The organism is Kribbella sp. NPDC104218 (assembly GCF_055584105.1).
The window spans coordinates 1,408,599-1,422,128 of the sequence record NZ_JBVJMQ010000001.1; the positions used below are offsets into that span (position 1 = coordinate 1,408,599).

Below are 13,530 nucleotides of genomic sequence, written 5' to 3' on the forward strand. Positions count from 1 at the left end.
ATCTTGCCTTCAGGTCGACCTGAAGTTCTAGCGTCGGCGGTATGGAGCCTGAGTACGGCGAGATCGGTGGGGCGCGTGTCGCGACCTACATACTGACGCCGGACGGGACGCCGGCGGGCGACATCGTGCTCTGCCACGGGACGCCGTGGTCCGCGCAGGTGTGGGCCGAGGTGGCGCCGCAGCTGAGCCGCACCCATCGGGTGTTCCTCTGGGACATGCCTGGTTACGGGCGCTCCCCGAAACACGTCCCGGTCGACCTCCGCACGCAGATGGACCGCTTCGCCGCGCTGGTCTCGCACTGGGGACTGGACCAGCCGCACGTCGTCGCCCACGACATCGGCGGAGCCGTTGCCCTCGGCGCCCATCTGCTCCACCACGTCGACTACGCCACCCTCTTCCTCTGGGACGCCGTCGTCCTCGAGCCCTGGGGATCGCCGTTCTTCCGGCTGGTCGCCCAGCACGCCGACGTCTTCGCCCAGCTCCCGGCCGCTCTCCACACCGCCCTGCTCGACGAGTACATCTCCAGCGCAGCCAACGGCCGCCTCCCCCTCCCTTGGCTGGACCACCTGACCCGCCCTTGGCGCGGCGCCACCGGCCAGCCCGCCTTCTACCGCCAGATCGCAGCACTCCACCCCGACCACACCCGCCCAGTCGCCAACCGCCTCTCAGCCGTCCGCTGCCCGGTCCGCATCGGCTGGGGCGCCGAAGACCCCTGGCTCCCCCTCACCCAGGCCTACCAACTCCAGTCCCACCTCCCCCACACCCCCACCGTCATCGAACTCCCATCCGTCGGCCACCTAACCCCCCTCGAAAACCCCACCGCAGTAACCAAAGCCCTAACCACCTGGCTCGCCCCACCCCACAAACCCCAAGCAAGTAAGCCCCGCGGGAGGGGTTAGAGGTGGCCGCGGTGGGTTAGGGCTGTGGTGATTTGGGTGGCGGCTTGGTGGAGGTGGGGGAGGAAGTCGCGGCAGAGGGAGGTGGGGGTGGAGCGGGAGGCGTGGGCGGAGACGTTGAGGGCGGCGATGACGCGGCCGCGGGAGTTGTGGATGGGGGCGGCGATGGAGCGGAGGCCTTGTTCTAGCTCTTGGTCGACCATGGAGTAGCCGTCGGCGCGGGTTTGGTCGATGGCGGCGCGGAGGGCTTCGGGGTCGACGAGGGTGCGGTCGGTGAGGGGTTCGGCGGTCAGGGCGGTGAGGTAGGCGTCGAGGTCGGCGGGCGGGAGGCCGGCCAGGAGGACTCGGCCCATCGAGGTGGGGTACGCCGGGAGGCGGGCGCCGACGCCGAGGGCGACGGTCATGATGCGGCTGGTGGGGACGCGGGCGACGTAGACGATGTCGGGCAGGTCGAGGGTCGCGATCGAGCAGGACTCACGGGTCGCGACGCTGAGCTCCTCCATGAAGGGGCCGGCCAGCTCGCCGAGGTCGAGTGACGACAGGTAGGCCCAGCCGAGCGCGAGGACGCGCGGCGTGAGCGAGAACTGCCGGCCGTCGGTTCGCACGTAGCCCAGCTGCTCGAGCGTCAGCAGGATCCGCCGCGCGGTCGCCGGCGTGATGCCGACCTCGCGCGCCACCTCGCTCAGCGTCAGCGCCGGAGCGGACGCCGAGAACGCGCGAATCACCGCGAGCCCGCGCTCGAGCCCCTGCAGAAAGGTCCCGCTGGACGCCTCACCGGCCATCGACTACCCTACTTTTCGTTGAAAGAAGAACTTTTCGCTCAGCGAAATCATAGTGGAGCTGCGGATGCCCCGTCCAGTACCTCTCGACGAAGCGATAGCGACCCACGTCCGGGACGGCGACACCGTCGCGCTCGAGGGCTTCACACACCTGATCCCGTTCGCCGCCGCGCACGAGATCGCCCGCCAGGGCCGCCGCCACCTGAAGCTCGTCCGGATGACGCCGGACGTCGTCTACGACCAGCTGATCGGCCTCGGCGTCGCCGATGAGCTGGTCTTCTCGTACGGCGGCAACCCGGGCGTGGGCTCACTGCACCGCCTCCGCGACGCCGTGGAGAAGCACTGGCCGCACAAACTCGTTGTGCACGAGCACAGCCACGCAGGTCTCGCCAACGCGTACGTCGCCGGCGCCGGCCGACTCCCCTTCGCCGTCCTCCGGGGCTACCGCGGCACCGATCTGGAGCAGCAGAGCGACATCATCAGCCGCGTCACCTGCCCGTTCACCGGCGAGGAGCTGGCCGCGGTGAAGGCCGTCAATCCGGACGTCACCGTCATCCACGCGCAGCTCGCCGACCACGACGGCAACGTGATGCTGTGGGGTCTGACCGGCGTCCAGCGCGAGGCGGTCCTCGCGGCCGACCGGGCGATCGTCACCGTCGAGGAGATCGTCGACGAGTTCCCCGAGCGGACCGGCGCGGTGGTCCTCCCGGAGTGGGCGCTGGCCGCGGTCAGCGTCGTCCCGGGCGGCGCCTGGCCGTCGTACGCGCTCGGCTACTCGACCCGCGACAACGACTTCTACCAGCAGTGGGACGCCGTGTCGCGCGACCGCGGCGCCTTCCTGGCCTGGGCCAAGGAGAACGGACTGGAGGCGGCCGCAGATGCCTGAGACCTACGACAGCGCCGACATGATGAACGTCGCCGCCGCCCGCGAACTGCATGACGGGGATGTGTGCCTGGTCGGGGTCGGCCCGCCCAACCTCGCGGCGAACCTGGCCAGGCACACGCATGCGCCGTCCTGCCGGCTCGTCTACGAGTCCGGCGCGATCGACGCCAAACCGCGGCGGCTGCCGCTCTCGATCGGGGACGACGACCTGGCCGCGACGGCCACGTCCGTGGTCTCGGTCCCGGAGATGTTCAACTACTGGGTCGGCGCCGGCCGGATCGACGTCGGCTTCCTCGGCGCCGCGCAGATCGACCGGTTCGGCAACATCAACACGACCGTGATCGGTCCGCACGACAACCCGAGGACCCGGCTGCCCGGCGCCGGCGGTGCGCCGGAGATCGCGGCCAACGCCGGCCGGGTGATCGTGATCGTGAAGCAGTCCCCGCGGACGTTCGTCGAGCGCGTCGACTTCGTCACCTCGGTCGGCTACGGCCCGACCGGCCGCGAGCGGCAGGCCCCCGGTGCCGGTCCGACGCTGGTGATCACCGACCACGGCGTCCTCGAGCCCGACCCGGAGACCAACGAGCTGACGATGACGCGGCTGCATCCCGGTGTCACTGCCGAGCAGGCGCGCGCGGCGACCGGTTGGGAGCTCAAGCTCGCGGCCGACGTCCAGGAGGTCCCGGCGCCGACCGAGCTGGAGCTCGACATGCTCCGCCGGCTCCGCGCCCGGGAGGTCATCGATGACTGAGCACCGCGAATGGGGTGGTTGGGAATGAAGTTCGTCCACACGTCCTTCCCCAGCCGGGTCGTCTTCGGCGCCGGCAGCCGGCGGCAGGTCACAGCCGAGGCCGAACTGCTCGGTGTACGCCGGGCGCTCGTCATCGCGACCGGATCGGCGCAACAAGCAGCCGACCAGGTCCAAACCGATCTGAACGAACTCTTCGCCGGACGCATCGACGGCGTCCGGCAGCACGTCCCCACCGAGGTCGCCGAGGCCGCCCGCGCCAAGGCCCGAGAAATCCAAGCCGACGGGGTCATCGCGATCGGCGGTGGATCCGCCGTCGGGCTGGCCAAAGCGATCGCGCTGACCGACGACGTCCGCATCATCGCGGTGCCGACGACGTACGCCGGGTCCGAGATGACGCCGGTGTGGGGTGAGACCAGCGGCGGCAGCAAGACGACCGGCACCGACACCAGGGTCTTGCCGCAAACGGTCCTCTACGACCCCGAGCTGACGATCGGCCTGCCGATCCACACGACCGCGGCAAGTGTCGCCAACGCGCTGGCCCATTGCGTGGAAGCAGTCTGGACCGCCAAAGCCAATCCGATCACCGAGAACACCGCCGTGGAAGCGACGCGGGCATTGAGCGCAGGCCTCCGCGCAGCCGTCGCAGAGCCGAGCGATTTAGATGCCCGCAGCAACCTTCTCTACGGCGCTTGCTTGGCCGGTTCCGCACTCGCCCAGGCCGGCACCGGCGTCCATCACAAGCTCTGCCACCTGCTCGGCGGCAGCTACAACCTCCCGCACGCCGAGACGCATGCCGCGGTCCTCCCCCAGGTGGCCCGCATACAGGCACCGAACGTACCGAAAGCCAAAGCCCGCCTGGAAGACGCGCTTCAAACCGACGACCTGGCGACCGGTCTGTTCGACCTGTTCCAGCAGGCGAACATCCCGACCAGCCTCCAGCAGCTCGGCCTCACTCAGGAGCAGGCCGCGGACGCCGCCGCCCGCTTCCCCGACGACGTCGACGAGATCCTCACCAGAGCGTGGGCCGGGACGCGGCCCGAAGGAGCAGCACGATGAGATCGGCCTACCTGCTGGACGCCGTCCGCACCCCGGTCGGCAAACTCGGCGGCGCACTCGCGGGTGCCCGCCCCGACGACCTCGCCGCCGTCACGCTGCAAGAGCTGGCGCGACGCACCGCGATCGATCCGGGCCAGCTGGACGACGTCGTCCTCGGCAATGCGAACGGCGCCGGTGAGGAGAACCGCGATGTCGCCCGCATGGCCGCGCTGCTGGCCGGCTTCCCGACCAGCGTCCCCGGGACGACGGTCAACCGGCTCTGCGGGTCCGGGCTCGAAGCCGCGATCCAGGCAGCCCGCGCGATCGAGACCGGGGATGCGAGCCTCGTCATCGCGGGCGGTGTCGAGTCGATGAGCCGCGCGCCCTGGGTCCTCCCCAAACCGGACCGCTCCTACCCGCACGGCAGCCTGCAGGCCGAGTCGACCTCGCTCGGCTGGCGCTTCATCAACCCCCGGATGCCGAAGGAATGGACGGTCTCGCTCGACGAGGCGACCGAGCAGCTCGCCGAGAAGTACGGCGTCACCCGCGAAGCCCAGGACCTGTTCGCCCTCGCCTCGCACGAGAAGGCCGCCAAGGCCTGGGCGGCCGGCGCCTTCGACGACGAAGTCCTCCCCTGGGATCGCCTCACCGCCATCCTGCCCGCGAAACACACGCCGCTGACCCGCGACGAGTCGATCCGCGACGGCAGCACGCCCGAGCTGATGGCCAAGCTCAAACCGGCCTTCCGCGACGACGGCACCGTCACCGCCGGCAACGCCTCCACCCTCAACGACGGCGCGTCCGCCGTCCTGATCGCCGACGAAGCCACCGCGCAACGACTCCAGCTGACCCCGCTGGCCAGAATCGTCAGCCGAGCGGTCCACGGCGTCGAGCCGCAGTACTTCGGGATCGGCCCGGTCGAAGCGTCGAACAAGGCGCTCGCCAAGGCCGGTATCAGCTGGAACGACCTCACCCTGGTCGAGCTCAACGAGGCGTACGCCGCCCAGAGCCTGGCCTGTCTCGGGCAGTGGCCCGACCTCGACCCCACCAAGGTCAACGTGAACGGCGGAGCGATCGCCCTGGGCCACCCCCTCGGCAGCTCCGGCACCCGCATTCTCACCACCCTCGCGCACGAGCTGAAGCGGCGCGGCGGCGGCTACGGACTGGCCACCCTCTGCATCGGCGTCGGGCAGGGGCTGGCCATGGTGATCGAAGCATGAAAGGCAGCCCAATGGACCTGCACGGAGACGAGCTGACGGACGCGGTGGTGACCAGCTTCGACGGGAGCCTGGCGCCGCGGACCAAAGAGGTGATGAGCGCGCTGGTGCGGCATCTGCACGCCTTCGCCCGCGAAGTGAACCTCACCGAGGAGGAGTACTTCCTCGCCATCGACTTCCTGACCCGGACCGGTCAGATCTCGAACGACAAGCGCCAGGAGTTCGTCCTGCTGGCCGACACCCTCGGTCTGTCGATGCTGACCGTCGGCCTCGGCAGCCCGGACGCCGACGGCGCGACCGAGTCGACCGTCTTCGGACCGTTCTTCGTCGAGGGTTCGCCGGAGGTCAAGAACGGCGACGACCTCGCCAACGGCGCGCCCGGCGTACCGTGCCTGGTCAGCGGCCGGGTGCTGACCACCAAGGGCGAGCCGATCGCGGGCGCGACCGTGGAGACCTGGCAGGCCGACGAGGACGGCTTCTACGACGTCCAGAAAGACGGCCTGACCGCGCCACAGAACCGCGGCCACCTGAAGACCGATGCTGAGGGCAACTACTCGTTCTGGGCCGTGAAACCGGTCGCCTACCCGATCCCCGTCGACGGACCGGTCGGCGAGATGCTGCGCGCGGCCGGCCGCGGCTGGATGCGCCCCGCGCACATCCATTTCATGGTCACCGCACCCGGCTACCACCGACTGATCACCCATGTCTTCGAGTCCGGAGACCCTTACCTGCAAGAGGATGCGGTGTTCGGCGTCAAGGACTCGCTCGTCACCGAGTTCACCGAACACCCTGATGGCCACTACTCCGTCAGCTACGACCTGGTGCTCGCCGAGGAGTCGCAATGATCACGACCGAGGTGCTGATCGTCGGCAGCGGCCCAGCCGGCGGCGCCGCGTCCCTGTTCCTGTCCACGTACGGCGTCGACAACATCGTCCTGACCCGCTACGGCTGGACGGCGAACACACCGCGCGCCCACATCACCAACCAGCGCACGGTCGAGCTGATGCGCGACATGGGCATCGAGGACCAGATCACCGACAAGGGCACCGCCCATGAGCTGATGGGCCAAACCGCGTTCTGCACCAGCCTCGCCGGTGAAGAGATCGGCCGGATCCGCACCTGGGGCACGCATCCGCGCCGGCTCGCCGACTACACCGAGGCCAGCCCGACCCTCCCCTGCGACCTGCCCCAAACCCTCTTCGAACCGATCCTGGTCAGTACGGCGGCCGCCCGCGGCGCCCGGCTGCGCTTCGACACCGAATACCTCTCGCTGGAGCAGGATGACGACGGCGTCACCGCCACCGTCCGCGATCGACTGTCCGGCGAGACCTACCAGATCAGGGCGAAGTACCTGATCGGCGCGGACGGCGGCCGTAGCAAGGTCGCTCAGGACATCGGGCTGCCGATGGCCGGCGCGATGGACGTCGAAGGCTCGATGAACATCGTCTTCGAGGCGGATCTGGCCAAGTACGTCGCACACCGCCCGAGCGTCCTGTACTGGGTGCTGCAGCCCGGCGCGCAGATCGGCGGGATCGGCGCCGGTCTGATCCGGATGGTCCGGCCGTGGAACGAGTGGCTGATCGTCTGGGGTTACGACATCACCCAGCCCGCGCCAGTGGTCGACGAGGCGATGGCGACCGAGATCGTGCACAACCTGGTGGGTGACGACACGATCGACGTGAAGCTGAAGGGCACCTCGGTCTGGAGCGTCAACCACATGTACGCCGAGCAGGCGTCCAAGGGGCGCGTGTTCTGTATGGGCGACGCGATCCACCGGCACCCGCCGAGTAACGGGCTCGGCTCGAACACCTCGATCCAGGACGCCTACAACCTGGCCTGGAAGCTCGCCCTGGTCCTGAAGGGCCAGGCCGCGCCCGAACTGCTGCAGACGTACGACGAGGAGCGGACGCCGATCGCGCGGCAGATCGTCGACCGGGCGAACAAGAGCCGCACCCAGTTCGGCCAGATCTTCAAGGCGCTCGGCATGACCCCGGACGCGCCCGAAGGCCGGACGATCGAATCCCGCAAGGACGACACCCCCGAAGGCGCGGCGCAGCGCGAGGAGCTGCGGCAGGCGATCGAGCTCAAGGACTACGAGTTCAACGCGCACGGCGTCGAGCTCGGTCAGCGCTACCGCTCGGCGGCCGTCATCCCGGACGGGACGCCGGAGCCGGCGTACGAGCGGGATGCGGAGCTGTACTACCACCCGACCACCTGGCCGGGCGCGCGGATCCCGCACACCTGGCTGACCCGCGGCGACGACACCGTCAGCACCCTGGACGTCGTCGGCAAGGGCCGTTTCACGCTGCTCACCGGTATCGGCGGCGGCGCCTGGGTGAAGGCAGCGCAGACCGTCGCCGAGCGCATCGGCGTACCGCTCGAAGCACTCGTGATCGGGCCCGGCCACGAGCTGCAGGACCTGTACGGCGACTGGGCGCGCGTCCGCGAGATCCCGGACGACGGCTGTCTGCTGGTTCGCCCGGACGCGCACATCGCTTTCCGCGCGTCCGAGCTACCTGCCGACCCGACCGAGACCCTGCAGCAGGCCGTCAGCCGGCTACTAGGCCGCTGACGACTGCTGGGCCTCGCGCAGAATCTGCTCGAGAATCGCCGAGATCTCCGCGGTCTCGGCGTCCAGCAGCGTGATCAGCGCGACCCGGGACGTCTCCGAGCGCGCCTGTAGAGCCGCCGCGCTCAAGGCGCGCACGGTCCCCAATTCGTGGATCAGCTCATCCCACAACGAACTCACCGCAACCCCCTGTTCCCGTCACAAACCCAGCAGGCGCGTGTGAGGACGCGCCGGCCCCGCCCGAGGGGTCTGACTTTGTTTCGAGAAGCCTCACTTCTGTCGCACTCTTCAACGGACGAGGACGCAGGTGAGTTACGCGTCAGGTATCGACTGGCCGAACGTGTGCCGCCGGATCCACCCGTGCATCGCGATCGCGGCGGCCGCGCTGGCGTTGATCGAGCGCGTCGATCCGAACTGGGCGATGGACAGCACCGCCGTACAGATCGCATGCGCCTCGTCGGTCAGGCCGGGGCCCTCCTGGCCGAACAGCAGCACGCAACCGGCCGGCAGGTCGAAGGTCTCCAGCGGGACCGAGCCGGGCAGGTTGTCGATCCCGATCACCGGCAGGTCGCGCTCGGCGGCGTACGTCGCCAGGTCCGCGAGCTGGGGGTGGTGGCGGACGTGCTGGTAGCGGTCGGTGACCATCGCGCCACGGCGGTTCCACTTCCGGTTACCGACGATGTGCACCTCGGTGGCCAGGAAGGCGTTCGCCGTCCGGACGACGGAGCCGATGTTCAGGTCGTGTTGCCAGTTCTCGATCGCGACATGGAACGGGTTCCGCTGCTCGTCCAGGTCCGCGACGATCGCCTCCAGCCGCCAGTAGCGGTACTTGTCGACGACGTTGCGCCGGTCACCGGCGTCCAGCAGCTCGGGGTCCAGGCGGGGGTCATCCGGGCGCTCACCCTGCCAGGGGCCGACCCCGACCTCGTTCGGGCCGACCACGTCGGTCCCGCGGAGGTCCGTCTCATCGCGATTGAGCTCTTGCACAGGTCGGGACGCTACCCTGTGCCGGTGCTTGTACAACTCGCGATGCTGATGCCCAACTGGATGGACCCCGAGTTCCTGCTGAACTGGCTGGGCGATTGGGCACTGTGGGGCACGCTGGCCGTGATCTTCATCGAGTGCGGGGTGCTGTTCCCGATCCTGCCCGGTGACTCGCTGCTGTTCGCGGTCGGCCTGTTCATCGCGCGGGACTCGATCGGCGTCCCGCTCTGGCTGGCCTGTGTACTGCTGACCGTCGCGGCCTTCCTGGGCAACGTGTCCGGCTACTACATCGGCCGGGTGCTCGGGACGTCGCTGTTCACCAACCCGAACGCGCGCTTCCTGAAGCCGAAGTACATCGAGCAGACGCACGAGTTCTTCGAGCGGTACGGCCCGCGCGCGCTGGTGCTGGCCCGGTTCGTGCCGATCGTCCGGACGTTCATCACGATCGTCGCCGGCGCCGGCAAGATGAGCCCGAAGAAGTTCTTCCTGTGGACCGGGATCGGCGCGATCATCTGGGCGCCCGGGATCACCCTGCTCGGGCACGCGCTGGGCAACGTGGAGTTCATCCACGCCCACCTCGAGTCGGCGCTGATCCTGCTGGTGCTGGTCTCGCTGATCCCGATGGTCGTCGAGTTCGCGCTGGCCAAGCGCCGCAAGGCCGCCGCGCTGCTCGCCGCCGCGGATGCGCCGACCGTCGTCGACTGAGCGTCACTGCCCCAACGGGAACACCGGGTCGGTCCAGACCCAGTCCGTGCTGAGGTCGGCGAGCATCGCCACCGCCACCGGACCGCCGACCAGCGGGCCGACCACCTGACCGGATCCGAGTGCAGATGCCACCCGGATCCGGTCTGCCGCCTGGTACCAGACCAGCGCCCCCCGTGGCGCCGTCCCTTCGTGCAGAAGGGAGTGATGGTCGAGCCACCGCACTGCGTCGGCCGCGTCCTGCCAGCCGCTGTCCTGGGCATAGCCGAAGGCCATTCGCTGGAACTTCAACGGCCAGTCCTGCCAGGCCGTCGACCCCACCCGTTCCAGCTGCCAGTCCAGCGCCGCTTCGGTCCCTCGTGGATTCCCCACGTGGAATCGACGCTCCACAGCTTCCGCGACCTCCCCCTGGGCCATAGGTATCCCCCGATCCCCGTAGTACCGTCCGGCCCTTCTTTGCCGTGGTACCAGCAATACTGAGGTGTTGCGATACAGCGGGCGTACATTCAGCCCGCGGCGGCGCTTTCGAAGCCGGCGAGCTCCAGACGGCAGGCGGCGGCGCGGCTGTCGTTGCCGGCCTGCTGCCAGACCCGGGCGGCGCGTTCGAAGGTACGGCGAGCCCAGTCGAGGTTGCCGGTGGTCAGGTAGAGCCGGCCGAGGTCCTGAGCGGCGCGGCCCTCGACACTGCGATCGCCGAGCCGCTGGCCGATCTCCACGGCGTCGATGAGCATCTTGCGTGCCGCTGCGAGCTCACCGCGCTCCATCAGCGCGTGGCCGAGCTCAGCGCGCGCGTGCGCGGCGCAGTGGTCGTCACCCAGGTCGGTGAAGATGGCCAGCGACTGCCGCAACTGCCGGACCGCCTGATCGTGGCGACCTTGGTGCAACCGCAGACCGGCGATCCGGCGCCGTACTTTGGCCACCCGGTGCGCGTCACCGAGCCGGACGCCGAGCAGGTAGGCCTGGGCCAGGTAGCGCCCGGCCGTGACGGTGTCGTCGCGGGACAGCCAGACGGACGCCGCCGCCGTCCGCGCGACCGCCTCGGCATTCGCGTTGCCGACCTCGACAAACGCCTCGATCGCGTTCTCGAACTGGGTCAACGCGTCGTCACGGCTACCGCGTTCGCGTAACCAGGTGCCCATCCCGACCGCGGTGATCCCGGCGCCGAGCCGATCACCGACCTCAGCGAACACCGGCGCCGCCTGGTCGAAGTGCGCCCGGGCGGTCGCCCAGTCGTCCTGGTAGACGGCCAGCTGCGCGAGGTTGCGATGCATGATCGCCTCACCCCACCGGTCCGCGCATTCGATCGCGCTGCGCAGGCCCTGCCGATGCGACTCACCCCAGTCGTCGAACCCGGCCCGCATGTCCAGGTACGGCGACCAGGCGGACGCGATCCGCCACGCGTAGTCGTGCAACCCGTTCTGAGCGGCCGCCCGGATGGCCGGCACGAACGTACTGCGCTCGCTGTCGAACCAGGCGATCGCATCGGTCTCGGTGAACGGCTGCGGATCCGGTGACGTCAACGGACCCGAGTGCTCCAGGACGCCGAAGTACTCGACGCTCAACGCCGCATTGGCCCGGCGGATCTTGTTCAGGATGGCGTCGACCACCGTCGCGACATCCTTGACCGCCTCGGCCCGCTGGCTCTCGTCACCGACGCCGATCGCATGCAGCCGAAGCAGGTCGTGCATCCGGTAGCGGGCCGTCCCGCGGTGGTCGATCGAGCTGATCCGGACCAGGTTGACCTCGATCAGCCGGTCCAGGCTTCGGCGTACCGATGCGGGTGACGCCATCGCCTCCAGAGCGCGCGCGGAGAAGACGCCGACGGCGAAGTGCCCGATGAGCCGGTACAACCTGGCCTCGTCAGGGTTCAGCGCGTCGTAGCTCAGGTCCGCGCTGGTCCGGACGGCGAGCTCGCCGATACTCAGCTCGTCGAGCCGGGAGCTCTCGTCCCGCAACCGGCGGGCCAGCTCGCCAGGGCTCAGGTCCGGGCGCTGGGCGAGCCGGCTACCGACGATCCGGATCGCGAGCGGCAGGTTCCCACAGGCGGTCAGGATCTCTTCGGCGGCGGACGTCGTCCGGTCGACCCGGCCGGCGCCGGCCACCGACTCCAGCAGGGCTGCGGCCTCACCGTCGTCGAAGGTGTCCAGCGGCAGGCTGTCCGCGCCGGCCAGGTCCATCAGCCGGTTCCGGCTCGTCACGACGACAGCTGAAGCACCGGTCCCTGGCATCAGCGGTGCGACCTGGCTGGCCGTGGCGACGTCGTCCAGGATGATCAGCACCCGGCGGCTGGCCAGCTCGGACCGCAGCATCGCGGAGCGGCGTTCGGGGTCGGTTGGGATCGCATAGTCGGGCAGGTTCAGGCTGAGCAGCAGATCGGTCAGCGCTGCGGCCGGATCGCGCGGCTGGGTGGCGCCGTGCATGTCGAGGTAGATCTGCCCGTCCGGAAAGGAGTCCCGGACCAAATGGCCCAGCCGAACAGCCAGAGATGTCTTGCCCGTGCCAGGGGCGCCGGACACAACGGCGATCGGCGGCCGGACTGGGTCGCGCCCACAGACCAGATCCCGCAGCTGCTCCAGGTGGATCTGCCGGCCGCTGAAGTCCGGCAGGTCGAGCGGCAGCTGGCTCGGCGGACGCCGGGTCTCGGTCAGCTCCGGCGCGGCCATCGGGCCCGGTGCGGCCTCGGCCGTGAGCCCCTCCATCGCACGATCGGCCGGGATCCCCGGGTTCGGCCAGTTGGCGGAGCGGCCGTTCTCGGCGCGTACGCCGGCGGCCTCCAGCTCGGGCCCCGGCTTGATGTCCAGCTCGTCGGCCAGGGTCTGCACGGCCTTCTGGTACGCCGCACGCGCCTCGCCGACCCGACCGGCCGCGAGCAGCGCGTCAACCAAGCGACGCCAGAGCTGCTCGTCGTACGGGTCGTCCGTGAGACGCGCACTGAGGAGGACGGCGGCGCCACTGGCATCGCCGTACGCCAGCCGCAGATCGAGGAGGGTGTCGACCAGGCCGCGGTGCTGGGCCTCGAGCCGACTGACCGAGCCCTCCCAGGCGGCCGGGATGATCAGGTCCTCCAGCGGGCGGCCGCGCCACAACGCGTAGGCCCGCGAGAACGCCTGCATGGCCTGCTTGCCATCGCCGGCGTCGCGGAGGTGACCGCCCTCGGCGAGCAGCGACTCGAACAGGCTGGCGTCGAGCTCGTCGACGCCGACCTCGATGCTGTAGCCGGCCGCGGAGGTGTCGATCGGAGCCGACAGACCGGCGTCCTGGAGCACTCCGCGCAACGCGCGGACGTAGGTGCGGATGTTCGCGGTCGCGGAGCGTGGCGGAGTGCCTTCCCAGAGTGCGTCCGCGATCAGGTCGGTGGAGACGAAGCGGTTCGGGTGCAGCAGCAGGGTCGCCAGCAACTGCCGCGGTTTCGCGGCCCGTAGCGGCTGCCCCTGGACGTGGCTGAGACGCAAGGGCCCGAGGATCCCGTACCTCGGACTGTCCACTCGCCTACCCTCTCCACTCTCGAACCGCCCCATCGTGGCATCCCGCCGTACCGCGCGGGAAGGCCGATGTACGCCGGATGTATCTCACTCGGGCACTGTTGACACCGGTACCGGGGGGAGGCAGGGCCCGGGGTACGGCGACCGACCGCCGCCGCACCCCGGACCCGGCACTGGTAGGAGTTCGGGATCGGGGGTCCTGAACCACGGGAAACCGGTGCCGAAGGAGTGC

At 69.8% G+C, this 13,530-nt stretch carries 13 protein-coding genes; 8 read left to right on the forward strand and 5 right to left on the reverse strand.

Annotated features, from left to right (window positions below; translation table 11 throughout):
• Window positions 1-41 precede the first annotated feature (41 nt).
• On the forward strand, window positions 42-899 hold the full coding sequence (locus ACZ6ZD_RS06690; RefSeq protein WP_465669060.1) for an alpha/beta fold hydrolase: 858 nt from the start codon (window positions 42-44) through the stop codon (window positions 897-899).
• Here ACZ6ZD_RS06690 and ACZ6ZD_RS06695 read toward each other — a convergent pair.
• Entirely contained in the window at window positions 896-1,678 is a 783-nt protein-coding gene (locus ACZ6ZD_RS06695) for an IclR family transcriptional regulator domain-containing protein (protein ID WP_465669062.1), read from the reverse strand. The two genes, ACZ6ZD_RS06690 and ACZ6ZD_RS06695, sit on opposite strands and share 4 nt — an antisense overlap.
• 64 nt (window positions 1,679-1,742) lie before the next feature.
• Here ACZ6ZD_RS06695 and ACZ6ZD_RS06700 point away from each other — a divergent pair, with 64 nt between their 5' ends.
• From ACZ6ZD_RS06700 to ACZ6ZD_RS06725, 6 genes are read left to right on the forward strand one after another with little or no spacing between them, the layout of a single operon-like run.
• Window positions 1,743-2,561, forward strand: a complete 819-nt coding sequence (locus ACZ6ZD_RS06700; RefSeq protein WP_465669064.1) for a CoA transferase subunit A — start codon at window positions 1,743-1,745, stop codon at window positions 2,559-2,561.
• Window positions 2,554-3,309, forward strand: coding sequence for a CoA-transferase subunit beta (locus tag ACZ6ZD_RS06705; RefSeq protein WP_465669066.1), 756 nt, complete (start codon window positions 2,554-2,556; stop codon window positions 3,307-3,309). The genes ACZ6ZD_RS06700 and ACZ6ZD_RS06705 overlap by 8 nt, the downstream gene beginning before the upstream one ends.
• Before the next feature lie 24 nt (window positions 3,310-3,333).
• The gene (locus tag ACZ6ZD_RS06710; RefSeq protein WP_465669068.1) at window positions 3,334-4,365 is read left to right on the forward strand and encodes a maleylacetate reductase; all 1,032 of its coding nucleotides are present in this window, start codon (window positions 3,334-3,336) and stop codon (window positions 4,363-4,365) included.
• Window positions 4,362-5,564: a thiolase family protein gene (locus ACZ6ZD_RS06715; RefSeq protein WP_465669070.1), complete on the forward strand. Its 1,203-nt coding sequence runs from the start codon at window positions 4,362-4,364 to the stop codon at window positions 5,562-5,564. Before ACZ6ZD_RS06710 ends, ACZ6ZD_RS06715 begins: the two co-directional genes overlap by 4 nt.
• Window positions 5,561-6,406 carry an intradiol ring-cleavage dioxygenase gene (locus tag ACZ6ZD_RS06720; protein ID WP_465669072.1) on the forward strand — a complete coding sequence of 282 codons (846 nt, stop codon included), beginning with the start codon at window positions 5,561-5,563 and terminating at the stop codon, window positions 6,404-6,406. Before ACZ6ZD_RS06715 ends, ACZ6ZD_RS06720 begins: the two co-directional genes overlap by 4 nt.
• Entirely contained in the window at window positions 6,403-8,133 is a 1,731-nt protein-coding gene (locus tag ACZ6ZD_RS06725) for an FAD-dependent monooxygenase (protein ID WP_465669074.1), read from the forward strand. The genes ACZ6ZD_RS06720 and ACZ6ZD_RS06725 overlap by 4 nt, the downstream gene beginning before the upstream one ends.
• On the opposite strand, the gene ACZ6ZD_RS06730 is transcribed toward ACZ6ZD_RS06725, so the two are convergent.
• Both ACZ6ZD_RS06730 and ACZ6ZD_RS06735 read right to left on the reverse strand, forming a co-directional pair.
• Window positions 8,122-8,310 (reverse strand): hypothetical protein, encoded by a 189-nt coding sequence (locus tag ACZ6ZD_RS06730; RefSeq protein WP_171673970.1) that lies wholly within the window; start codon window positions 8,308-8,310, stop codon window positions 8,122-8,124. The genes ACZ6ZD_RS06725 and ACZ6ZD_RS06730 overlap by 12 nt on opposite strands.
• A gap of 132 nt (window positions 8,311-8,442) precedes the next feature.
• The gene (locus ACZ6ZD_RS06735) at window positions 8,443-9,117 is read right to left on the reverse strand and encodes a TrmH family RNA methyltransferase (protein WP_465669076.1); all 675 of its coding nucleotides are present in this window, start codon (window positions 9,115-9,117) and stop codon (window positions 8,443-8,445) included.
• A 24-nt stretch (window positions 9,118-9,141) separates the two neighbouring features.
• On the opposite strand from ACZ6ZD_RS06735, the gene ACZ6ZD_RS06740 reads away from it, so the two are divergent.
• Window positions 9,142-9,819, forward strand: a complete 678-nt coding sequence (locus ACZ6ZD_RS06740) for a DedA family protein (protein ID WP_465669078.1) — start codon at window positions 9,142-9,144, stop codon at window positions 9,817-9,819.
• Between the two features lie 3 nt (window positions 9,820-9,822).
• On the opposite strand, the gene ACZ6ZD_RS06745 is transcribed toward ACZ6ZD_RS06740, so the two are convergent.
• Entirely contained in the window at window positions 9,823-10,188 is a 366-nt protein-coding gene (locus ACZ6ZD_RS06745; RefSeq protein WP_465669080.1) for a hypothetical protein, read from the reverse strand.
• A gap of 134 nt (window positions 10,189-10,322) precedes the next feature.
• Window positions 10,323-13,301 (reverse strand): AfsR/SARP family transcriptional regulator, encoded by a 2,979-nt coding sequence (locus ACZ6ZD_RS06750; RefSeq protein ID WP_465669082.1) that lies wholly within the window; start codon window positions 13,299-13,301, stop codon window positions 10,323-10,325.
• Window positions 13,302-13,530 lie beyond the last annotated feature (229 nt).